Genomic DNA, 22,311 nt, shown 5'->3' with positions numbered 1-22,311 from the left:
AATCCGTCTGGGGCGCTCGTGCGCACCCTGGAAATAGGCCGGGCGCCCGAACCTGTCGGGCGCCCGGGACCATCAGCTTGCGACGATATTGACCAGTTTTCCTGGCACTACGATGACCTTGCGGATCGTCAGGCCGTCGATGAAGCGCAGCACGTTCTCGTTGACCCGTGCAGCCGCTTCGATTTCTTCGCGGCTGGCGCTGGCCGGCATCTCGATCTGGCCACGCAGCTTGCCATTGACCTGAATCACCAGCTGCAGGCTGTCCTGCACCAGCGCGTTTTCATCCACGACCGGCCAGCCGGCATCGATGACCGGCGTGGCATGGCCCAGTTGCTGCCACAGTTCATGGCTGATGTGCGGCGTGATCGGCGCCAGCAGCAGGGCGACGGTCTGCAGGCCTTCCTGCAGCAGGGCGCGGTCCTGTGCACTGGCTTGCGGGGCCTTTTCCAGCACGTTCATCAGGGTCATCACCTGGGCAACGACTGTGTTGAATTTCTGGTGCTGGCCAATATCCTGGCTGGCCTGCCTGATCGCCTGGTGAATCGAGCGACGAATGACTTTCTGCTCGTCGTTCAGGGTCGCCAGGTCCAGGCTGCCCGGCAGGCCCTGGGCCACATGGGCCTGGGCCAGGCGCCAGACGCGGCGCAGGAAGCGGCTGGAACCTTCGACGCCCGAATCGGACCATTCCAGGCTCTGGTCGGGTGGCGAGGCGAACATCATGAACAGACGGCAGGTGTCGGCACCGTACTGGTCGATCATGGTCTGCGGGTCGATGCCGTTCTTCTTCGACTTCGACATCTTTTCCGTGCCGCCGATCTGCACCGGCAGGCCGTCGCTGGTCAAGGTGGCGCTGATGACCTTGGCCTTGGCGTCACGCTCCAGGGTCACATCGGCCGGGTTGATCCAGGTCTTCTTGCCGCTGGTTTCCATGCGGAAGTAGGTTTCGGCGTTGACCATGCCCTGGGTCAGCAGGTTCTTGAACGGCTCGTCCGAGCTGACCAGGCCTTCGTCGCGCATCAGCTTGTGGAAGAAGCGCGCATAGAGCAGGTGCAGGATGGCGTGTTCGATCCCGCCGATGTACTGATCGACCGGCAGCCAGTGGTTGGCCGCTTTCGGGTCGACCAGGCCGCCTTCATAGTGCGGCGAGGCGTAGCGCGCGTAGTACCAGGACGACTCGACGAAGGTGTCCATGGTGTCGGTTTCACGCTTGGCCGGTGCGCCGCATTTCGGACAGCTGCACTCGTAGAATTCGGGCATGCGCGCCAGTGGCGAGCCGGCGCCGTCCGGCACCACGTCTTCAGGCAGCACGACCGGCAGTTGATCTTCGGGCACCGGCACGTCGCCGCACTGCTCGCAATGCACGATCGGGATCGGGCAGCCCCAGTAGCGCTGGCGGCTGATGCCCCAGTCGCGCAGGCGGAACTGGGTGCGTGACTGGCCCAGGTCTTTCTTGATCAGTGCCACTTCGATGGCATCGAACGCGCCCTGGAAGTCCAGGCCGTCGAATTCGCCAGAGTTGATCAGTTCGCCGTGCTCGCCAAAGGCGGCCTGCCATTCGCCGGTCACCTCATCGCCGGCGCTGGTGCGCACGACGGCCTTGATCGGCAAGCCATACTTGGTCGCGAATTCGAAGTCGCGCTCGTCGTGGGCCGGTACGGCCATGACCGCGCCGTCGCCGTAGTGCATCAGCACATAGTTGGCGACCCACACCGGCAGTTTTTCACCGGTCAGCGGGTGCTCGACGAACAGCGAGGTCGGCAGGCCTTTCTTTTCCTGGGTCGCGACATCGGCTTCGGCGACGCTGCCGCCCTTGCATTCGTCGATAAAGGCCTGCAGCTCGGGATTGCCTTGCGCGGCCTGGGTGGCCAGCGGGTGCTCGGCAGCGACGGCGACGTAGGTCGCGCCCATCAGGGTGTCGGGGCGCGTGGTAAAGACTTTCAGGGCACCGGCCTGGCCGATGCTGGCCTGGTCGTACGGGAACTGCACTTCCATGCCACGCGACTTGCCGATCCAGTTGCGCTGCATGGTCTTGACCTGCTCGGGCCAGCCCGGCAGATCGTCCAGGCTGGTCAGCAGTTCATCGGCGTAAGCGGTGATCTTGAAGTAGTACATCGGGATTTCACGCTTCTCGATCAGCGCGCCCGAACGCCAGCCACGGCCATCGATGACCTGCTCGTTGGCCAGAACCGTCTGGTCGATCGGGTCCCAGTTCACGGTGCCGTTCTTGCGGTAGATCACGCCTTTTTCGAACAGGCGCGTGAACAGCCATTGTTCCCAGCGGTAGTAATCGGGCTTGCAGGTGGTGACTTCACGCGACCAGTCGATCGCCAGGCCCAGGCTCTTGAGCTGGGTCTTCATGTAGTCGATGTTCTCGTACGTCCACTTGGCCGGGGCGACGTTGTTGTCGATGGCGGCATTTTCTGCCGGCATGCCGAAGGCGTCCCAGCCCAGCGGCTGCAGGACGTTCTTGCCGAGCATGCGCTGGTAGCGGGAAATTACATCACCGATCGTGTAGTTGCGCACATGACCCATGTGTAGCTTGCCGCTGGGGTAAGGAAACATCGACAGGCAGTAGTAAGTCTCCTTGCCTGGCTGTTCACTGACTTCAAAGGATTTTTGCTCGTCCCAGAAGGACTGGGCGGCGGCTTCGATTTCGCGGGGCTGATAGAGTTCGTGCATGGCTTTTTTTACTAGAGATGGGTGACCCTTGGCCTCTTCATCGCTTCGCCGGGTCAGGCGTGCACCGGGGGTGATGGCCTGGGCGGTGCGTCGTGACTCGAGTGAGCGCAAGTGGGGTTAAGGAAACGCCGTAGCATACATGAGCGCTGTCTACCGAGGGAAACCTTGATTGCGCAGCCCGGTGGCAAAAGCACCGATGAGTGACGCGTTCAACGAATAGTTCCCGCCGTTGGTCGCAGTTTCGCGCCTGTTTCGATAGCAGCGCTAAGCTCAAGAACGAGGGTATGTCCTATCTTCGAAGAGGTGAGCGGATGACAGAGTTGCAGCACATATCAGGCACTCCTGAGCTGTATGAACGTTTGATCAATCGTATGGAGCTTGCGCTGGAAACGGCAAACACCGCCGTTCGTCTTCGCAACGAGTTGCTTGTCGAGCTGGAGTTCGACGGGTTGAGCGATGACGAGATCGAGCTGATTGAGGCCTACCTGGAAAACGGCGAAAGGCAGGCAAGCGGGGCTGTTGGAGACACGTCGCAGGACAGTTCAAGGGCTTTGCCGGAGCCATCCGCTTCGCTGCACGCGGCGCGGGAGCCGGCCAGGGTCATCTGGCTCAAGGACCGGCGACGCAAAGGTCGCGCAGGCCGATCGAGCGATCACCCGACGACCCCGTTCAAGTTCTGACCATCGCGGGCTGCGGGCCCGTCTTTCAAGCATTGTCGCTTGGCATCATTGCTTCTAGGCTTCGGACATCTCTGGAGATGTCCGATGCCTTTACGCTACCTGTTCAAAACCCTGCTGCTGCCACCTGGCATTCTGTTCGTGCTGTTATTGATGGGCTGGTGCTGGCGATATTCACGGCCGCGCCTGGCGGCTGCCTGCTTTGCAGTGGGGCTGGGCGGGTTGTGGCTGATGAGCCTGCCGGTGGTGATCGAACACGCCGCCCGTGGCCTGGAGCAGGTACCGCCGCTGCCGCGTGAGCAGTGGCAGGCGCTGGCGCAGCAGGCTGATGCGATCGTGGTGCTGGGCAGTGGCCGGGAACGCAACTCGCCCACCTGGGGGGCGGATGCCTCGACGGCAATGGGGCTTGAGCGCCTGCAACTGGCCGCGCGGCTGGCAAAAGTGTCCGGGTTGCCGGTGCTGGTGACCGGCGGCCTGCACTATGGCGAGCCGCCCAGCGAGGCACGGATCATGAGCGACACCCTGCGCGAGGATTTCGGCGTCGAGGTGCGCTGGCTGGAGGAGCAGAGCCGTACAACCTGGGAAAACGCCACCCTGAGCGCCCGACAGTTGTTGCCGCAAGGCGTCAGGCGCGTAGTGCTGGTGACCCACGCCTGGCACATGCCGCGATCACGCTGGAGCTTCGAACAGGCCGGCTTTACCGTCATCGGTGCGCCGGTGGGGTTTCTTGGCGTGGACAACGCCCGGCCTTTCGGCGGCTGGCTGCCGGAAAGCCGCGCCTTCGGCCAGAGCGCCGTGCTGCTCAACGAGGCCGCAGGCCTGCTGGTCTACCCGTGGATTTATCCATAGGAGCACCTGCGGTCGCGAATACCGCGGTGAATCAGGCGGGCCCCTTCGCGACCGTTGGTCGCTCCTGCGGTTCTACGGTTCTACGGTCCTGCGTGGCGGGCACGGCGTGCCGTAACCCACGCCCAGCCCAGCAACAGGACGCACACACTACCCAGTGGCCAGGAGCGCCAGCGCAGGTACGGTGTCAGTTCGTGCATGGGCACCACTTCGCCATAGAGTACGCCGCGTTCGAACGAGGGCAGGCGGGTGGTGATCCTGCCATACGGATCGATCAAGGCCGTGACGCCATTGTTGGTCGCACGAATCATCCAGCGACCGGCCTCCAGTGCGCGCATCTGGGCCATTTGCAGATGCTGCAACGGGCCGATGGAGGTGCCGAACCAGGTGTCGTTGCTGACCGTCAGCAGCAAGTCGCTGCGGGCTGCCAGCCCGGCGGCAAACTCCGGGTACACCACTTCGTAGCAGATGTACGGCGCAATCTGGTAGCCCTGCGCCTGCAACAGCGGCTGGTCGTGCGGCCCGCGGGCAAAGTCCGACATGGGCAGGTTGAAGAACGCGATCAGGCCCCGCAGCAGGTCCTGCAAGGGCACGTATTCGCCAAAGGGCACCAGCTTCTGTTTCAGGTAGGTGCCATCGCCCACGCCGGTCACGGTGATGCCGTTGTAGTAACGGTATTCGCCTTCATGGTTGCTCTGGCGCAAGGGGACGCCGGTGATCAGCGCCGAATTCCGGTCGGCGGCAAAGCGGCCCATCATGCTCAGGTAGCCTTCGGCCATTTCCTTGAGCACCGGCACGGCCGTTTCCGGCCAGACGATCAGGTCGGCCTGTTTCGAGCGAAACGTCATGTCGCGGTACAGCGCCAGTTGCGCGTTGAGGTGCTCGGGGTCCCACTTGAGGATCTGCTCGACATTGCCTTGCACGGCCGCGACCGTCAGTGGTTTGCCGGACGGTGATGTCCAGGCATGGCCCTTCAGTGCCAGGCCGATGACCCAGGGCGCCACCAGCAGCGCCGCGCCGCCTGCCAGCCATGAACGTTGCATGCGCAAGCGGGGCAGGTTGCACAGCAGGGCAGCGGTCAGTGCCAGGGCGAAGGACACCAGCCATACGCCGCCCAGCGGTGCCAGGCCTGCCAGTGGCCCGTCGAGCTGGCTGTAGCCGGAATAAAGCCACGGAAAGCCGGTCAGGAACCAGCCACGGAAGGCTTCCTGGGCCACCCACAGGGCCGCAAACGCCAGGGCGTCGGCCAGCGGCTGCGGCGTGCGCCGCAGCCAGCGTGCCCAGGCCCAGGCGGGCAGGGCGAAGAACCAGGCGATGGCAGCAATGAACGCCAGCATCAACAGGCCTGCCAGCAGGGCCGAAGCCCCGCCGTAGGTGTTGATGCTGACATAGATCCAGCTGGTGCCGGCACCATACAGGCCGAAGCCATAGCACCAGCCGCGCCCCAGGGCCTGGCGCGGACTCAGGTCGCGCAGCCCCAGGTAAAACAGGGCGGCAGCCAGCAATGCCAGCGGCCAGATATCGTACGGCGCAAGGGCCAGCGTGGTGAGACCACCGGCCGCCACGGCCAGCAGGTTACCGGGCCAGCCGGGGCGGGTGATCCAGCGCATCAAAGATCCTTAATACAACGTATGACGGGTCAGGCCCGTGACAGGGGGCTCAAGCGCAGCAGGTGAATGCGGCGGCTGTCGGCGTTCAGGATGCGGAAGCGGTAGGCGCCGATCTCGGTGGTCTCGTTGCGCTTGGGCAGGTGGCCGAAGGCATTCATGACCAGGCCGCCGACGGTGTCGAACTCGTCGTCGGAGAACTCGCTGTCGAAAAACTCGTTGAAGCTTTCGATCGGCGTCAGTGCCTTGACCAGGAAGTCGCCACTGGGCAATGGCTTGATGTAGCTGTCTTCCTCGACATCGTGCTCGTCCTCGATGTCGCCGACGATCTGCTCCAGCACGTCTTCGATGGTCACCAGGCCTGCCACGCCGCCGTATTCGTCGATGACGATGGCCATGTGGTTGTGGTTGGCGCGAAACTCGCGCAGCAACACGTTCAGGCGCTTGGACTCGGGCACGAAGGTGGCCGGGCGCAGCAGTTTCCTGATGTCCTGGCTGTCGCTGTCCTGTTGCAGGATCAGCGGCAGCAGGTCCTTGGCCAGCAGCACGCCGAGCACGTCGTCGTGGCTTTCACCGATCACCGGGTAGCGCGAGTGGGCGGCATCGATGACCGATGGCAGGAATTCGCGCGGCGTCTGGGTGGCGCGGATGCTGATCATCTGCGAGCGCGGCACCATGATGTCGCGTACCTGCAGGTCGGCCACCTGGATGGCGCCCTCGACGATGGCCAGCGCCTCGCTGTCCAGCAGTTTGTTCTGGTGGGCTTCGCGCAGCAGCTCCAGAAGCTCCTGGCGGTTCTTGGGCTCGTGGGCAAAAGCCTGGGTCAGTTTGCCCAGCCATGACTTTTGCCCGTTGCTCGATCGATCTTCGCTCATGGCCCTTACTCGTGGTCCTTGCTTGGTGTTTCTGAATGATGAGGTTCTTCGCTGTCGTCGTCCGCATACGGATCCGGGTAGCCCAGTTCAGCAAGCAACGTTCGTTCCAGCGCTTCCATTTCTTCGGCTTCGTCATCGTCGATGTGATCGAAACCGAGCAGGTGCAGGCAGCCGTGAATCACCATGTGCGCCCAGTGCGCATCACACTGCTTGCCCTGTTCCTGCGCCTCGCGGTTGACCACCGGCACGCAGATGACCAGGTCGCCCAGCAGCGGGATGTCCAGCAGGTCATCGGGCACGTCGGCCGGGAACGACAGCACGTTGGTGGCGTAATCCTTGTGCCGCCAGGTGTGATTGAGCTCGCGGCCTTCGGTTTCATCCACCAGCCGGATGGTCATCTCCGAATCGGCCGTGCGCGGGCGCAAGCCGGTTTCGCACCAGAGGCGAAACTGGGCTTCAGTGGGCGCTGCGGTGGTACTGGCGATCTGCAGGTCCAGCTCAAGCATTGCGGTTGCCTTCCTCGGGCCGCGCCTCGAAGCGCTCGTAGGCTTCGACGATGCGTTGCACCAGCGGATGGCGGACCACATCCTTGGGCTGGAAATGGGTAAAGCTGATGCCCGGTACATCCTTGAGCACGTCGATGACATGCGCCAGGCCCGACCTGGTGCCGCGTGGCAGGTCGACCTGGGTGATGTCGCCGGTGATCACGGCGGTAGAGCCAAAGCCAATGCGGGTCAGGAACATCTTCATCTGCTCGACGGTGGTGTTCTGACTTTCGTCGAGAATGATGAAGCTGTTATTAAGGGTGCGACCGCGCATGTAGGCCAGCGGGGCAATTTCAATGACTTGCTTCTCGATCAGCTTGGCCACGTATTCAAAGCCAAGCATCTCGTACAGCGCGTCGTAGAGCGGGCGCAGGTACGGATCGATCTTCTGTGCCAAGTCGCCGGGCAGGAAGCCGAGTTTTTCACCGGCCTCGACTGCCGGGCGTACCAGCAGGATGCGGCGGATCTGCTCGCGCTCCAGGGCATCGACTGCGCAGGCCACGGCCAGCCAGGTCTTGCCGGTACCGGCCGGACCAATGCCGAAGTTGATGTCGTTGCCCAGCACGGCCTTGACGTAGCGCTGCTGGTTGAGCCCGCGCGGGCGGATCATGCCCTTCTTGGTGCGCAGGGCCATGCTGGCTTCGCTGACCGGGTCCTGTTGCTCGCCGGTTTCCAGCAGAAACAGGTGCACCATGTCCGGGGTCAGGTCGGCTGCCTTGGTTTCCCGATACAGACGGCGCAGCAGGTTTTCTGCCGAGGCGGTGAGACTGGCATCGCCGATCAGTTCGAACTGATTGCCCCGGTTGCGGATCTCGATGTCCATGCGCTGCTCGATCAGGCGCAGGTGCTCGTCGAATTGTCCGCACAGGTTGGCGAAACGATGGGCCTCGAAGGGTTCGAGGGTGAAACGATGGGGTTCTATGGGTGCGTTCAAGGTCTTCTTTTTGGCCGCCTGACGGCTGTTGGGGTTGAACTGAAGAATAACCCCAGTGCTGCCTGTGCGAAAGGTCTGACTTGTAATGACGCGCGCTTGCCGGAATGCCGGACCGCCGCGACCGAGTGCGTAGCGCTCGCAAAAATTGATGAAACACCACTATTTTTACGACTGCTGCGCAGCCGGTCGCGGTGGTCCGGCATTAGAGCAGGCTATTCGGGCAGGCGCCGACCAGTAGGAGCGCGCTCTGCCCGCGACCGAGTGCGCAGCGCTCGCAAAAATTGATGAAACACCACTATTTTTACGACTGCTACGCAGCCGGTCGCGGTGGTCCGGCATTAGAGCAGGCTATTCGGGCAGGCACCGACCAGTAGGAGCGCGCTTGCCCGCGACCGAGTGCGCAGCGCTCGCAAAATTGTATAGACGCTGAAAATTTACGACTGCTACGCAGCCGGTCGCGGGCAGAGCGCGCTCCTACAGAGCAGGCTATTCGGACAGGCACCGACTGGTAGGAGCCCGCTTGCCGGCGACCGAGTGCGCAGCGCTCGCAAAAATTGATGAAGCACCACTATTTTTACGACTGCTACGCAGCCGGTCGCGGGCAGAGCGCGCTCCTACCAGGTGTCGTTATTGCAGCAGCGAGCCGCGCAGCGAGTGGGGCTGGGCGGCATCGATGTGCACATCGACGAACTGGCCGATCAGGGCGGGGTTGTCGCAGCTGAAGTTGACGATCCGGTTGTTCTCGGTGCGTCCCTGCAACTGGCCCGGGTCTTTCCTGGAATAGTCGGTGACCAGAATGCGCTGGGTCGAGCCGACCATCTGTCGGCTGATCTCGAAGCCCTGCTGGTTGAGCCGGTGCTGCAGGTCAGCCAGGCGCTGCTTTTTCACTTCTTCAGGGGTTTCGTCCTTCAGGTCGGCCGCCGGAGTACCAGGGCGCGGGCTGTAGATGAACGAGAATGAGAAGTCGAAGCCCACGTCCTGCACCAGCTTCATGGTGTTTTCGAAGTCTTTCTCGGTTTCGCCCGGAAAGCCGATGATGAAGTCCGAACTGATGCAGATGTCCGGCACCGCCGCCTTGAGCTTGCGCAAGCGGGATTTGTATTCCAGCACCGTGTGGTTGCGCTTCATGGCCGCCAGGATCCGGTCGGAGCCGGACTGCACCGGCAGGTGCAGGTGCTTGACCAGTTCGGGCACCTCGGCATGGGCCTGGATCAGGCTGTCAGAGAACTCCAGCGGGTGCGAGGTGGTGTAGCGAATCCGGTCGATGCCTTCGATGGCCGCCACGACGCGGATCAGGTCGGCCAGGTCGGCCACGCTGCCGTCAGGATTGACGCTGCGATAGCCGTTGACGTTCTGTCCCAGCAGGGTGACTTCACGCACGCCGTTTTCTGCCAGGTGAATGACTTCACCCAGGACATCATCGAACGGGCGGCTGACTTCTTCACCGCGGGTGTAGGGCACCACGCAGAAGGTGCAGTACTTGCTGCAGCCTTCCATGACCGAGACATAAGCGGTCGGGCCGTCGACACGGGGCTCGGGCAAATGGTCGAACTTTTCGATTTCCGGAAACGAGACATCGACCTGCGGCTGGCCGCTGACACGGGCCGCATCGATCATTTCCGGCAGGCGGTGCAGGGTCTGAGGACCGAAGACCACGTCAACGTAGGGCGCGCGGTCACGAATGGCAGCACCTTCCTGGCTGGCCACGCAGCCGCCGACGGCAATCACCATCTCGGGGTTGGCCAGTTTCAGTTCACGCCAGCGGCCGAGCTGGGAATACACCCGGTCCTGGGCGCGCTCGCGAATCGAGCAGGTATTGAGCAGGATCACGTCGGCATCTTCGGCGCGTGCGGTGACTTCCAGGGCTTGATGTTCGCCCAGCAGGTCGACCATGCGCGAGCTGTCGTACTCGTTCATCTGGCAACCGTGGGTTTCGATGTAAAGCTTCTTGGCCATGCTCACTAGTCTGCTGATTCAAAGAACCGCGCATTATAGGGGCGATGCGTGCGGTGATCTAGCATTGCCTGTCCGGCGGGCATGCTATAATTCCGCTCTTTTCACCTCTGTGATCATTGCCTGTCGACCATGACCAAACGCGAATCTCCCATCTACAAAGTTATTTTCCTCAATCAGGGCCAGGTGTTCGAAATGTACGCCAAGCAAATCTACCAGAGCGATCTGTGGGGGTTTCTTGAAGTAGAGGAGTTTGTCTTTGGCGAGCGCACGACCGTGGTCGTGGACCCCAGCGAAGAAAAACTGAAGGCCCAGTTCGAAGGCGTGGTGCGCAGCTTCGTGCCGATGCACTCGATCGTGCGCATCGATGAAGTCGAGCGCATGGGGACGCCGAAGATCAGTGAAGCGAAGGGCGGCAGCAACGTCATGCCGTTCCCGGTGCCAATGCCGGAGAAATAATCCGGCAGGCTGTCGGCCCGCCGCGCCCAAGGCTGCGTCTAAGGCAGCGGCGAGAAGGGCGTGCGGCCTTCGGCAGTCTGCAGCTCCAGCAGGTACTTGCGGAAGATCTGCCCCAGCACCTGGGTGGCGATTTCCAGTTCGTTGCGCTGCATCCTGGCCGAGACTTCATCGGCGGCATCAAGGGCGTCTTCCGAGCCATTGACCGCCGCCATCTTGAGCACGACATACGCCTGGATGTTGTTCACCGGTACGCCTTCGCCAGCCGCGAACATCGAGCCCAGCCGGTATTGCGCCTGGGCATGGCCCTGCAACGAGGCTTTCTCGAAATAATTCAGGGCCTGGGCCAGGTCGCGTTCGGCCTGCTTGCCTTCGTAGTAGAACTCGCCCAACTCGTACTGCGCCTGTGCGTCACCCGATTGCGCGGCCTGCTGGCAGGCGCTCAGGGCGTCGGGCAGGTTCTCGGGCAGCGTATTGAGGGTGCAGCGACCCATCGCTGGGATCAACAACGAGTTGCCGCCTGCTGCCTGGGTCAGCAGGGGATAGACAAGCAACAGGCAGCCCAATGCAAGGGTGCGGCCGGTGCGGTTCATGGGAGTCGACGTGCCTCTGGAAAAAGATGCGGGCGTACCGTGCAGCTAAAGGTGCTGGCTGCGCATTATGAAATAAGCGGAGCCCACCTTACAAAGTGTTTACGGATTTTCTGCTGCACGGCTTTTAAAAGCCTTGTTTTAAGAGGGTATGGCACTAAGCGATGGGCGCCCGCCTGAGCGCAGGCAGGCGCCTTTGCCTTATCCGAGCGCGGCGAACGCCTTTTCGGCAGCATCTAGCGTCAATTGCAGCTCGACCTCGCCATGGGCAATGGAGGTGAAGCCGGCCTCGAAGGCACTGGGCGCCAGGTACACACCGCCTTCCAGCATCAGGTGGAAGAAGCGCTTGAAGCGCTCGGCATCGCTGGTCATCACGTCCTGGAAGGTCACGATGGCTTGGGTCTCGGTGAAATACAGGCCGAACATGCCGCCGGCCTGGGTCGTGGTAAAGGCGATCCCGGCCGCATCGGCGCGCGCCTGCAAACCGGCCAGCAGGCGACGGGTGTAAGTGTCCAGCTCGTCGTGGAAGCCTTCACGGCTGATCAGGCGCAGCGTGGTCAGGCCGGCGGCCATGGCCAGCGGGTTGCCCGACAGGGTGCCAGCCTGGTAGACCGGGCCCAGCGGTGCGATGTGCGACATGATCTCGCGCTTGCCGCCAAAGCAGCCGACCGGCATGCCGCCGCCGATGATCTTGCCGAAGGTCGACAGGTCGGGCGTGACGCCGTAATACGCCTGGGCACCGCCCAGCGCGACCCGAAAGCCGGTCATCACTTCGTCGAAAATCAGCACCACGCCATGCTCGTCGCACAGGGCGCGCAGGCCTTGCAGGTAGCCGGGGGCCGGCGGTACGCAGTTCATGTTGCCGGCCACCGGCTCGACGATGATGCACGCCACTTCCTGGCCGACTTCGGCGAGCATGGCGCGCACGGCGTCCAGGTCGTTGAACGGCACGGTCAGGGTGTGCCTGGCAAAGGCCGCCGGCACGCCGGGCGAACTGGGCACGCCCAGGGTCAGGGCGCCGGAACCGGCCTTGACCAGCAGGCTGTCGGAATGGCCGTGGTAGCAGCCTTCGAACTTGATGATGCTGTCGCGGCCGGTGTAGCCACGGGCCAGGCGGATGGCACTCATGGTCGCCTCGGTGCCGGAGCTGACCATGCGCACCATTTCCATCGACGGCACCAGCGAGCAGACCAGGTCGGCCATCTCGGTTTCCATCGCGGTCGGTGCCCCATAGGACAGGCCATGTTCAAGCTGGGCGCGCACGGCATCGAGCACTTGCGGGTGGCTGTGGCCGAGGATCATCGGGCCCCAGGAGCCGACATAGTCCACGTAGCGCTTGTCGTCTTCGTCCGTCACGTAGGCGCCTTCGGCGTGCTTGAAGAACAGCGGCGTGCCGCCGACGCTCTTGAATGCGCGCACCGGCGAGTTGACGCCGCCGGGGATGTGTTTTTGGGCGTTGGCGAACAGTGCTTCGGAACGGGACATGATCGGGTCTCTGCTTTTGAAACGGGAAGTCGTGTCTGCACCCGGGAGGTAAACACCAGGCGGCGCAGGAGCCGGCACTATAGCAAATGCAAATTGACTGGCGGCTGTCGATGTCCGATTTCAGCCAGACTTGCGCGCCGGGCTGGCTTAAAGTCGGCCTTATGAAAATCCTCGACCCGCACATCTGTTATACCGCCTTTGTCGCCCGCGATCGCCGTTTTGACGGCTGGTTTTTCATGGGCGTGTCCTCCACCGGTATCTACTGCCGGCCGGTGTGTCCGGTGCGGGCGCCACTGGCGCGCAACTGCACGTTCTTCACCTCGGCGGCGGCTGCCGAACAGGCCGGTTTTCGCCCGTGCCTGCGTTGTCGCCCGGAGCTGGCGCCGGGTCACGCCGCCCTGGATGCCTCCGAACGGCTGGCCCAGGCGGCGGCCCGGTTGATCGAGGAAGGTTACCTCAATGGTCGCACTCTTCAGGACCTGGCGCAGCGGGTAGGGGTCACTGCCCGCCACCTGCGCCGGCTCTTCGAGGCGCACTTCGGGGTGACCCCGGTCGAGTTTGCCCAGACCCAGCGCCTGCTGGTTGCCAAGCGCTTGCTCAGCGAAACCTCGCTGCCCATGGTCGAGGTGGCGCTGGTGGCCGGGTTCGGCAGCGTGCGCCGCTTCAACGATGTCTTCCAGGCGCGCTACGGGCTCAATCCCTCGAACCTGCGCAAGGCGCGGTCGGTCGCGGCGGCGCACGGTTTGAGCTTTGAGCTGGCGTACCGGCCACCGTTTTCCTGGTCCGGTGTGCTGGCTTTCCTGGCCCATCGCGGCATTGCCGGAGTCGAGCGGGTCGAGGCTGACAGCTACAGCCGTGCCCTTGAACTGGAGCATGCGGGCGTGCGCCTGACCGGTTGGGTGCAGGTGCGTCATGCGCCTGCACGCCATGCCTTGCGGGTCGAGATATCCAGCGCCCTGCAACCGGCCATTGTTCAGGTGCTGGGTTTGCTGCGGCGGGTGTTCGATACCGGTTGCCGGCCCGACCTGGTCGATGCGCACCTGGGCGCACTGGCCGAAGGCTTGCCGGGCATGCGCGTGCCGGGTGCCTTCGATGGCTTCGAGATCGCCGTGCGTGCGGTGGTCGGCCAGCAGATCTCTGTACTCAGGGCGCGGCAGATCCTGGCGCGCATTGCCGAGCGCTACGGAACGCCGGTGGCGCAGGCGCCTGAAACACTGGTGCAGACCTTTCCACGTGCCGAGGTGCTGGCCCGCCTGGAACCTGCCGCGCTGATTGCCACCGGGCTGATCGGTATTCGCGCCGAGGCCATCATCCAGGTCGCCCAGGAAGTGGCAGCGGGCCGTATCGTGCTGGAGCCGCTGGTGCCGCTGGAGCCAACGCTTGCGGCCTTGCGCCGGATTCGCGGCATCGGTGAGTGGACCGTGCAATACATTGCCATGCGGGCGCTGGGCTGGCCCAATGCATTCGTGCAGGGTGATGCGGTGCTGAAAAAATACCTGGGCTGCGCCACGACCGCGCAGCTCGACGAACAGGCCAACCGTTGGGCGCCCTGGCGGGCGTATGCCGTGGTGCACCTGTGGCGCTTGAGTGAGGAGGCAAAACAATGAATGCGGGTTATCTGTTAAGCAGCACCCTGGGCGATATCGTCCTGCGCGCTGAAGACGATGCCTTGACCGGTGTGTTCTTCACCGGCCAGAAACATTATCCCGAACGCTTGCTGCTGGTGAATGACGACACGCCTGTGCCGCGCATCATCGATCGGGCGCGTGAGCAGCTGCAGGCATTCTTCAACGGCGAGTTGCAGGTGTTCGACCTGCCGTTGCGCACCAGGGGCACGCCCTTTCAGGAACAGGTCTGGCAGGCGCTGGCGCGCATTCCCTATGGCGAGGTGCTGTCGTACGGCGCCATGGCCCGCAAGATGGGCCTGAGCCCCGGTCATTCACGGGCGGTGGGCACCGCCAACGGGCGTAACCCGATCTCGATCATCGTGCCGTGCCACCGGGTAGTGGGCGCCTCCGGGGACCTGACCGGCTATGCCGGCGGCGTCGACCGCAAGCGCGCCCTGCTGGCGCTGGAATGCGCGCAGGGCTTCAAGCTGGGTCAGGAGCGGCTTCAGCCGCGAATAGGGCGGTAGGTTCGCTACAGGTGCGGTGATTTTACTGGCCATTTCGCGACTGAAGTCGCTCCCACAGAAGCAATAGGCACCTAAGTGAACAGTATTGGCTTCAGCCGCGAAAGATCGCTCGGTGTTCGCTGTGCGGCGTTCTAGCGACCCAGCAGGGCGTTGAACGCCTTGGCCCGGCGGGTCACTTCGGCGGTGTTGTCGGCGCCGAACAGGCCGTTGACTACCGCCAGCAGGTCGGCGCCGTGCTCTACCAGGGGCGCTGCGTTTTCCAGGGTAATCCCGCCAATCACCGCAATGGGCAGGTTGATCCGTGCCCGCACCTGCCCGAGCAGCTCCAGCGGGACGGCCGGTGCCTCAGGTTTGGTCATCGAATGGAAGAACCTGCCGAACGCCACATAGCTGGCGCCGTCGGCCTTGGCCTGTTCGGCCAGTTCCAGCCGGCCGTGGCAGGTCGCCCCCATGATCGCCTTGTGGCCCAGCAAGGCCCGGGCATTGGACAGCGAGCCGTCGGTCTGGCCCAGATGCACGCCTACGCCCAGGCGCGCCGCCAGTTCGGCGTCATCGTTGATGATCAGGCGCGTCCTGTAGCGCTCGCACAGCTTGAGCAGTTCGCTCGCCTCGCGCAGACGGCGCGATTCGTCATGGGTCTTGTCGCGGTACTGCAGCAGCGTGACGCCGCCTTCAAGAGCGGCCTCGACGTAGGACAGAAACCGGCCGGCCAGGAGCTGGCCGTCGGTGATGGCGTACAGGCCGCGTAGCTTCATGGAACTGGCCTCGACAGGGTGATCACGAACAGAAATCCAGCGGCAGACGGCGCGGTACGAACTGACCCCGGCCCAGCAGGTCGGCATCGCGCAGGGTGCGCCAGGTGTAGTCCAGCGCTGACTCGACAGCGCTGACCAGTTCCTGCCCCAGCGCCAGGCGTCCGGCCAGGGCACTGGCCAGGGTGCAGCCTGAACCATGATAGCTGCCCGGCAGGCGCTGGCAGGTAAAGGTGAGCGGCGGCTGGTCACGAATGTACAGACGGTTGTGCACCTGCTCTTCATCACCATGGCCACCGGTGATCAACAGGTGCTGGCAATACTCAAGCAGACGCGCCGCGCACTCATCGGCGCTGCCTTCGGGCAGTTCGGCCAGGATACGGGCTTCAGGCAGGTTGGGCGTGGCGATGGTCGACAGCGGCAACAAGCGCTCGCGCATCGCATAGCCGACCTCATCCTTGCCCAGTCGGCCGCCGCCGCCGGCCCGCAGGACCGGGTCGCAGACCACCGGCAGGTGCGGGTGGGCGCTGAGCAGCCCGACCACCGTGTCGACCATCTCCAGCGAGCCGAGCATGCCCAGCTTCACAGCCTCTACGGTCGAGTCGTTGAGCACGGCATTGGCCTGGGCCAGCACCCACTCACGATCCAGCACGCGAAAATCGCTGACATTGACCGTGTCCTGCACGGTCAGGGCGGTGACGGCCGGAGCCGCATGACAACCCTGGGCCAGCAGGGCTTCGATATCGGCCTGCAAACCGGCGCCACCACTGGGGTCGTGGCCGGACAGGCAGAGAACTACGGGGCGGGTGCTATAGATAGTGTTCATGGTGCGCGAGCTTATCACTAACCCGGCGGCGGTCGCTGCCGGTGCCTGAAATTTTCCATGGGGCGCCGCTATTGCAGGGGCGGCAGCCGATTGCGCTGTGCCGCAGGCTCCGCAGTCGGCGTCCGATGCTCTATGTCGCGGTTTTGGCTTATGAGTCAAAGACATGGTGCCTTTGGGCGATTAACGGCTATCCTTGACAGTCTGTGCGTGCACACAAGCAAAAGGCCCGTCCATTGCGGCCTGCAGCGCCGCCCGGCACAGGGTCACAGAACCTATTGAACCTGCTTCACGGATGGGAACTGCAGGGCGTCGCTTCACGGATCGAGCAAGCGCGACGGACTACCTTGGGGCTTTCATGTTGCGCTACTTGCTGATGTTGCTGGTTGCTTGCCTGCCATTGTGGGCTCATGCCGTCGAGTTCGACGAAAGCACCCGCAACCTGTCACTGGGTCAATGGACCGAAGTGTTCGAAGACACCAGCGCCGCCGTGGGTATCGATCAGGTCAGTGCGCCTGGCATGGCCCAGGCGTTCCGGCCCCTGGACGCGAAAACCCTCAACGCCGGCTATTCGCACTCGGCGTTCTGGATGAAGATCAGGCTGTCCTACCAGCCACGCGACCCGGCCAGGCATGCCGACTGGCTGCTGGAGCTGGCCTATCCGCCGATCGATCATGTCGATGTGTACCTGCTCGACGCCAGCGGACGCCAGCACATGAGCTGGAAAACCGGTGACATGCTGCCGTTCTCCAGCCGCCAGGTCCGCCAGAACAACTTTGTCTTCGAGTTGCCGCTCAAACCCGGCGAAACCATGATTGCCTACGTGCGCGTCGCCAGCCGCGGCTCGGTGCAGGCCCCGTTGAACCTGTGGTCCAGCCATGCCTACCTTGAAGAGCAGCCGGCGCGTATCTATATCCTCGGGCTGATCTACGGCGTGCTGCTGGGCATGCTGCTCTACAACCTGTTCATCTATGTCAGCGTGCGCGACAGCAGTTACCTGTACTACATCCTGTATATCGCCTCGTTCGGGCTGTACCAGGTGTCGGTCAACGGGGCTGCCATCGAGTACCTGTGGCCGGACAACCCCTGGTGGGCCAATGTGGCCACGCCGTTTCTGATCGGCATTTCAGTGCTGTTTGCCAGCCAGTTCACGCGCAGCTTCCTGCAGACCGCCCTGTTGGGGCGCTGGCTGGACACTGCGCTGGTCTGGGTGATGGGCAGCGCCGGGGTGGTCATGGCCCTGGCGCTGTTTGCCGACTACGGCCTGGCGTTGCGCATGGTGACCCTGCTGGCCGTGGTGTTCACCGTGCTGGTGTTCACCACCGGCATCATTGCCTCGTTCAGGCGGGTCAGGGTGGCGCGCTATTTTCTGGTGGCCTGGTCGGCCTTCCTGTTTGGCGGCCTGGTCAATGCCGTGATGCTCATGGGCTACCTGCCCAATACCTTCCTGACCATGTATGCCAGCCAGATCGGTTCGGCGATCGAAGTGGCCCTGTTGTCGCTGGCCCTGGCCGACCGTATCAACCATGCCCGCGAACTGCAGGCGCAGAACCTGCTGGAAGCCGGCAAGGATCTGGAGCGGCTCAACCAGCAACTGGCCACCAGCAACCGCCTCAAGGATGAGTTTCTCGCCACGCTGACCCATGAACTGCGCACGCCCATGAACGGCATCATCGGTTCTCTGGAGCTGATGCGCACCGTGCCCATGGACGTCGAGCTGCAGATGTATCAGCAGACGGCCGCCAGCTCTTCTCAAGACATGATGCATCTGATCAACGGCATGCTGACCCTGACCGAATTGCAGGCCGGCGCGCTGTCGGCCCAGGCCGAGGCCTTCGAACTGCACAGCCTGACCCGCCGCCTGCGTGCGCGCTTCGTGGCGCCTGCACAGGCCAAGGGCCTGCAATTGCGCCTCGACATGGACCCCCGGCTGCCGCGTTGCCTGCGCGGTGATCCGGACAAACTGTACCAGTGCATCGAATGCCTGCTCGACAATGCGATCAAGTTCACCCGTCATGGCACGGTCACGCTGCGTTTGCGCAATCAATGTCGCCAGGCCGACACCTGCCAGTTGCAAATCGATGTGATGGACACCGGCATCGGTTTCAAGCGGCTCGACGAAGCGGTGCTGTACCAGCGCTTCTTCCAGGTCGACAGCTCGATGACCCGCGAATACGGTGGCCTGGGCATTGGCCTGGCGATCTGCCGGCAGTTGATCGAGCTCCAGGGCGGGCGCCTGAGCCATCAGTCCGAGCCCGGACGCGGCAGTTGTTTCACCCTGACCCTGTCCTTGCCGACGGTGGGCACTGCCATTTGCCAGCAAGAGGGAAAATGCACTGACACTTCGTCCGGTATGGCGCTTTTTAACCTGCGGGGTGCGTGATTCACTGACAGGCCTTGTTTGCGACTGATCGAGGAGCGCTGAATGAACCTGTATTCATTGGCCCGGACCCACGACGTCACCAACCAGCCGCCTCCGCTCGACGGCCTCAACCTGTACCGCATCGACCTGCCGCTGCAAGCCTTGGTGCAGCGCTTCGGTGCTGCCTGGGCCAGCCCGCGCATCGACGCCTACGGTGCTCTGGCCGGCGGGCCGCTGATGGAGGCGGGCTTTCTGGCCAACCGTCACAAGCCGGTGTTCCACAGCCATGACCGCTACGGCCACCGCATCGACCTGATCGAATTTCATCCGGCCTGGCATCAACTGATGCGTACTGCCATCGAGCATGGCATTCCATCCCTGCCGTGGCGCGAGCCACAGCCCGGCGCCCACGTGGCCCGCGCTGCCATGAGTTACCTGCACACCCAGGCCGAGCCCGGCAGCGGCTGCCCGCTGACCATGACCTTTGCCAGCGTGCCGGCGCTCAGGTTGCAGCCTGAGCTGGCCAGTGCCTGGTTGCCCAAGGTGCTGGCCACCGAGTACGACCCACGCAACGTCGGCATCGCGCACAAGGCCGGCGTCACCCTCGGCATGGCGATGACCGAGAAACAGGGCGGCACCGATGTGCGGGCCAATACCACCCGTGCCCATCCTGTGGGCAGCTGCGGTCCGGGGCAGGCCTATGAACTGGTCGGGCACAAATGGTTCTGCTCGGCACCGATGTGCGATGCCTTTCTGACCCTGGCCCAGACCGACAAGGGCCTGAGCTGTTTCCTGTTGCCACGCCACCGCCCCGACGACACCCTCAACGCTTTCCAGATCCAGCGCCTCAAGGACAAACTGGGCAACAGCTCCAATGCCTCGTGCGAGGTCGAGTTTCGCGGCGCGCTGGCCTGGATGCTGGGCGAGGAGGGGCGCGGCGTGGCGACCATCCTCGAAATGGTCGCCATGACCCGCTTCGACTGCATGACCGGCTCCAGCGCCCTGATGCGCCAGGCCCTGACCCAGGCCATGCACCATTGTGCGCACCGTCAGGTGGGCGGGCGCGTGCTGGTGCAACACCCCTTGATGCAGAACGTGCTCGCCGACCTGGCGCTGGAAAGCGAGGCCGCCCTGGCCCTGAGCTTGCGCATGGCCCACGCCCTGGACCGCGCCGACAATGACCACCAGGCGCGTTTCATTCGCCTGGTGACGGCGGTGGGCAAGTACTGGATCTGCAAGCGGGCACCGGCCATGATCAACGAGGCCGCCGAATGCCTGGGCGGCGCCGGCTACATCGAAGACAGCATCCTGCCGCGCCTGTACCGCGAAGCGCCGGTCAATTCCATCTGGGAAGGCTCGGGCAATGTCCAGTGCCTGGACGTGCTGCGGGCCCTGGCGCGCGAGCCCGGCGTACTCGATGCCCTGTTCGACGAACTCGACGACGGCCGTGGCGATGCTGATCTGGCCGACCATGTTCGGCGGCTCAAACAGGACCTCGGCGATCATCAGGACCTGCCGTACCGCGCGCGGCAACTGACCGAAGGCATTGCCGTGGCCTTGCAGGCGCGACTGTTGCTTGATGCCGGCGTCAGTGCCGTCAGCGATGCCTTCATTGCCGGTCGCTTGCGCTCGCCGGCAATGGCGTATGGCGCGTTGCCCAGGGGCGTGGACTGCGCAACATTACTGGCGCGTGCAGCGCCACAGGTGAGTTAGGATGCAGCACTGCATGTCAGACAGGATCCTTACCGTGAGCCACGCTTTTGTTGTCGTAGAAACCGCTGAACAAGCCGTCCAGCACCTGGCCGAACTGCACGAGCGCGCCACTGGCGCCTTGAACCAGGCCCTCAAGCGCTACCTCAAGGAGCGCATCGAGCCCGATGCCGAGCAACGCGCGCTGTTTCGCTACCCCGAGCTGCGTCTGACCTATACCTCTAATGGCGAAGTGCCGACCACCACGCGTGCCTATGCCAAGGTCCAGTTGCCCGGCACCTACAGCGTGACCGTGACCCAGCCGGCGTCGTTTCGCAAATACCTGCTCGAGCAGCTCGGCCCGCTGATCCGTGACTTCAATGTCACCCTGGAAGTGGGCCTGAGCGACAAGACCATTCCTTACCCGTACGTGGTCGAGCAGGGCGACGAACTGGCCGGCACCGGCATCACCGCCGCCGCCCTGGCGCGGGTGTTCCCCAGCACTGACCTGTCGGCCACCACCGACGGCATCGCCGACGGCCTGCACGATTGGGCCAACGCCGACCCGTTGCCGCTGGCGCTGTTCGACGCCGCCCGCACCGACTTTTCGCTGCGCCGCCTGGTGCACTACACCGGCAGCGACTGGCGCCATGTGCAGCCGTGGATCCTGCTGACCAACTACCACCGCTATGTCGACCAGTTCATCATGCACGGGCTGGAGACCCTGCGTGACGACCCGCGTTTCGTGCGCCTGGTGCTGCCGGGCAATGTGATCGTCGATAAGGGCATGGACGCCGAAGAGGCGCAGAGCGTAGTGGCCAGCGTGGTCTGGCACCGTTACCAGATGCCGGCCTATCACCTGGTGGCCGAGGACGGCCATGGCGTGACCCTGGTCAATATCGGCGTCGGCCCGTCCAATGCCAAGAACATCACCGACCACCTGGCGGTCCTGCGCCCGCACTGCTGGCTGATGATCGGCCACTGCGGCGGGCTGCGTCAGTCGCAGACCATCGGCGACTACGTGCTGGCCCATGCCTACATGCGCCGCGACGGCATCCTGGACCGCGTGCTGCCGCCGCACATCCCGATCCCGGCTTTGGCCGAGGTGCAACTGGCGTTGCAGGAAGCAGCCGCCCAGGTCACCGGCGAGCGCGGCGAAGAACTCAAGAAACGCCTGCGCACCGGCACGGTCCTGACCTACGACGACCGCAACTGGGAGCTGCGCTGGGCCCAGGAACGCCCGCTGATCAACCTGTCCCGGGCCGTGGCGGTCGATATGGAAAGCGGTACCATCGCCGCGCAAGGCTACCGCCTGCGCGTGCCGTACGGCACCTTGCTATGCGTTTCGGACAAACCGCTGCACAGCGAGATCAAGCTGCCGGGCTCGGCCAACGCGTTCTATAACCGCGCTGTCAGCCAGCACCTGAAGATCGGCATCGCCGCCCTGGACCTGCTGCGCGCCGAACTCAACTCCCTGCACTCACGCAAACTGCGCAGCTTCGACGAGCCACCGTTCCGCTGACAGCCCCTTGCAGGCGCCCCGTAGGAGCGCGCTTGCCGGAATGCCGGACCACCGCGACCGGCTGCGCAGCAGTCGTAAAATTGCAGCGTTTCACAGATTTCTGCGAGCGCTTCGCACTCGGTCGCGGGCAAGCGCGCTCCTACGGGTTTAAATTTTATAACCAATAAAATCAATAAGTTATTTTGTGTTTGATGAGAGATCACCTTGTGTCACTGACACAACGCTTTCGCGCAGCAAACATGGACCCGGTGTAGGAGCGCGCTTGCCCGCGACCGGCTGCGTCAGCAGTCGTAAATTTTCAGCATTTCACAGATTTCTGTACGCGTTCACCGTCATGAATTTATGGCGTTTCACAGATTTCTGCGAGCGCTTCGCACTCGGT

At 63.6% G+C, this 22,311-nt stretch carries 18 protein-coding genes; 8 read left to right on the top strand and 10 right to left on the bottom strand.

Going from position 1 to position 22,311, the window contains the following annotated elements:
* Window positions 1–72: 72 nt before the first annotated feature.
* On the bottom strand, window positions 73–2,679 hold the full coding sequence (gene leuS, locus DGA31_RS27545) for a leucine--tRNA ligase (protein ID WP_056841877.1): 2,607 nt from the start codon (window positions 2,677–2,679) through the stop codon (window positions 73–75).
* Window positions 2,680–2,990: 311 nt separating this feature from the next.
* Between leuS and DGA31_RS27540 the strand changes: the two genes are divergently transcribed.
* The gene (locus DGA31_RS27540; RefSeq protein ID WP_109514684.1) at window positions 2,991–3,359 is read left to right on the top strand and encodes a hypothetical protein; all 369 of its coding nucleotides are present in this window, start codon (window positions 2,991–2,993) and stop codon (window positions 3,357–3,359) included.
* A gap of 84 nt (window positions 3,360–3,443) precedes the next feature.
* A complete protein-coding gene (locus DGA31_RS27535; RefSeq protein WP_109514668.1) occupies window positions 3,444–4,205 on the top strand; it encodes a YdcF family protein in 762 nt (253 codons plus the stop codon).
* Between the two features lie 80 nt (window positions 4,206–4,285).
* On the opposite strand, the gene lnt is transcribed toward DGA31_RS27535, so the two are convergent.
* The 5 genes from lnt to miaB form a co-directional block, all read right to left on the bottom strand.
* A complete protein-coding gene (gene lnt, locus DGA31_RS27530) occupies window positions 4,286–5,812 on the bottom strand; it encodes an apolipoprotein N-acyltransferase (protein ID WP_109514667.1) in 1,527 nt (508 codons plus the stop codon).
* 29 nt (window positions 5,813–5,841) lie between these two features.
* On the bottom strand, window positions 5,842–6,684 hold the full coding sequence (locus tag DGA31_RS27525; protein WP_056841880.1) for an HlyC/CorC family transporter: 843 nt from the start codon (window positions 6,682–6,684) through the stop codon (window positions 5,842–5,844).
* 5 nt (window positions 6,685–6,689) lie between these two features.
* A complete protein-coding gene (gene ybeY / locus DGA31_RS27520; protein WP_056841881.1) occupies window positions 6,690–7,190 on the bottom strand; it encodes an rRNA maturation RNase YbeY in 501 nt (166 codons plus the stop codon).
* Window positions 7,183–8,163: a PhoH family protein gene (locus DGA31_RS27515; protein ID WP_109514666.1), complete on the bottom strand. Its 981-nt coding sequence runs from the start codon at window positions 8,161–8,163 to the stop codon at window positions 7,183–7,185. The genes ybeY and DGA31_RS27515 overlap by 8 nt, the downstream gene beginning before the upstream one ends.
* 627 nt (window positions 8,164–8,790) lie before the next feature.
* Entirely contained in the window at window positions 8,791–10,119 is a 1,329-nt protein-coding gene (gene miaB / locus DGA31_RS27510) for a tRNA (N6-isopentenyl adenosine(37)-C2)-methylthiotransferase MiaB (protein WP_109514665.1), read from the bottom strand.
* 129 nt (window positions 10,120–10,248) lie between these two features.
* Between miaB and DGA31_RS27505 the strand changes: the two genes are divergently transcribed.
* Window positions 10,249–10,575 carry a DUF1820 family protein gene (locus tag DGA31_RS27505; protein ID WP_056841884.1) on the top strand — a complete coding sequence of 109 codons (327 nt, stop codon included), beginning with the start codon at window positions 10,249–10,251 and terminating at the stop codon, window positions 10,573–10,575.
* A gap of 38 nt (window positions 10,576–10,613) precedes the next feature.
* Here the strand turns inward: DGA31_RS27505 and DGA31_RS27500 are convergent, their stop codons facing one another.
* On the bottom strand, window positions 10,614–11,165 hold the full coding sequence (locus DGA31_RS27500) for a tetratricopeptide repeat protein (RefSeq protein ID WP_056841885.1): 552 nt from the start codon (window positions 11,163–11,165) through the stop codon (window positions 10,614–10,616).
* A 198-nt stretch (window positions 11,166–11,363) separates the two neighbouring features.
* Window positions 11,364–12,647, bottom strand: coding sequence for a glutamate-1-semialdehyde 2,1-aminomutase (gene hemL / locus DGA31_RS27495; RefSeq protein WP_109514664.1), 1,284 nt, complete (start codon window positions 12,645–12,647; stop codon window positions 11,364–11,366).
* A gap of 110 nt (window positions 12,648–12,757) precedes the next feature.
* Between hemL and DGA31_RS27490 the strand changes: the two genes are divergently transcribed.
* Window positions 12,758–14,254 (top strand): DNA-3-methyladenine glycosylase 2 family protein, encoded by a 1,497-nt coding sequence (locus DGA31_RS27490; RefSeq protein WP_241509667.1) that lies wholly within the window; start codon window positions 12,758–12,760, stop codon window positions 14,252–14,254.
* Window positions 14,251–14,781, top strand: a complete 531-nt coding sequence (locus DGA31_RS27485; protein WP_109514663.1) for a methylated-DNA--[protein]-cysteine S-methyltransferase — start codon at window positions 14,251–14,253, stop codon at window positions 14,779–14,781. The genes DGA31_RS27490 and DGA31_RS27485 overlap by 4 nt, the downstream gene beginning before the upstream one ends.
* 131 nt (window positions 14,782–14,912) lie before the next feature.
* Here DGA31_RS27485 and thiE read toward each other — a convergent pair whose 3' ends face one another.
* Together thiE and DGA31_RS27475 are read right to left on the bottom strand one after the other, a co-directional pair.
* Window positions 14,913–15,536 (bottom strand): thiamine phosphate synthase, encoded by a 624-nt coding sequence (gene thiE, locus DGA31_RS27480; protein WP_109514662.1) that lies wholly within the window; start codon window positions 15,534–15,536, stop codon window positions 14,913–14,915.
* A gap of 22 nt (window positions 15,537–15,558) precedes the next feature.
* Window positions 15,559–16,359 carry a hydroxymethylpyrimidine/phosphomethylpyrimidine kinase gene (locus DGA31_RS27475; RefSeq protein WP_109514661.1) on the bottom strand — a complete coding sequence of 267 codons (801 nt, stop codon included), beginning with the start codon at window positions 16,357–16,359 and terminating at the stop codon, window positions 15,559–15,561.
* A 358-nt stretch (window positions 16,360–16,717) separates the two neighbouring features.
* Between DGA31_RS27475 and DGA31_RS27470 the strand changes: the two genes are divergently transcribed.
* From DGA31_RS27470 to amn, 3 genes are read left to right on the top strand one after another with little or no spacing between them, the layout of a single operon-like run.
* Window positions 16,718–18,739 carry a sensor histidine kinase gene (locus DGA31_RS27470; RefSeq protein ID WP_109514682.1) on the top strand — a complete coding sequence of 674 codons (2,022 nt, stop codon included), beginning with the start codon at window positions 16,718–16,720 and terminating at the stop codon, window positions 18,737–18,739.
* 42 nt (window positions 18,740–18,781) lie between these two features.
* The gene (locus DGA31_RS27465; RefSeq protein WP_109514660.1) at window positions 18,782–20,431 is read left to right on the top strand and encodes an acyl-CoA dehydrogenase family protein; all 1,650 of its coding nucleotides are present in this window, start codon (window positions 18,782–18,784) and stop codon (window positions 20,429–20,431) included.
* 1 nt (window position 20,432) lies between these two features.
* Window positions 20,433–21,929, top strand: a complete 1,497-nt coding sequence (gene amn / locus DGA31_RS27460; RefSeq protein ID WP_161959238.1) for an AMP nucleosidase — start codon at window positions 20,433–20,435, stop codon at window positions 21,927–21,929.
* Window positions 21,930–22,311 lie beyond the last annotated feature (382 nt).

It is taken from the genome of Pseudomonas ovata (assembly GCF_003131185.1).
GTDB classification, from domain to species: Bacteria; Pseudomonadota; Gammaproteobacteria; order Pseudomonadales; family Pseudomonadaceae; genus Aquipseudomonas; species Aquipseudomonas ovata.
Note: the sequence above shows the minus strand (reverse complement) of the source record. Positions and strands in the feature narration are given on the sequence as shown.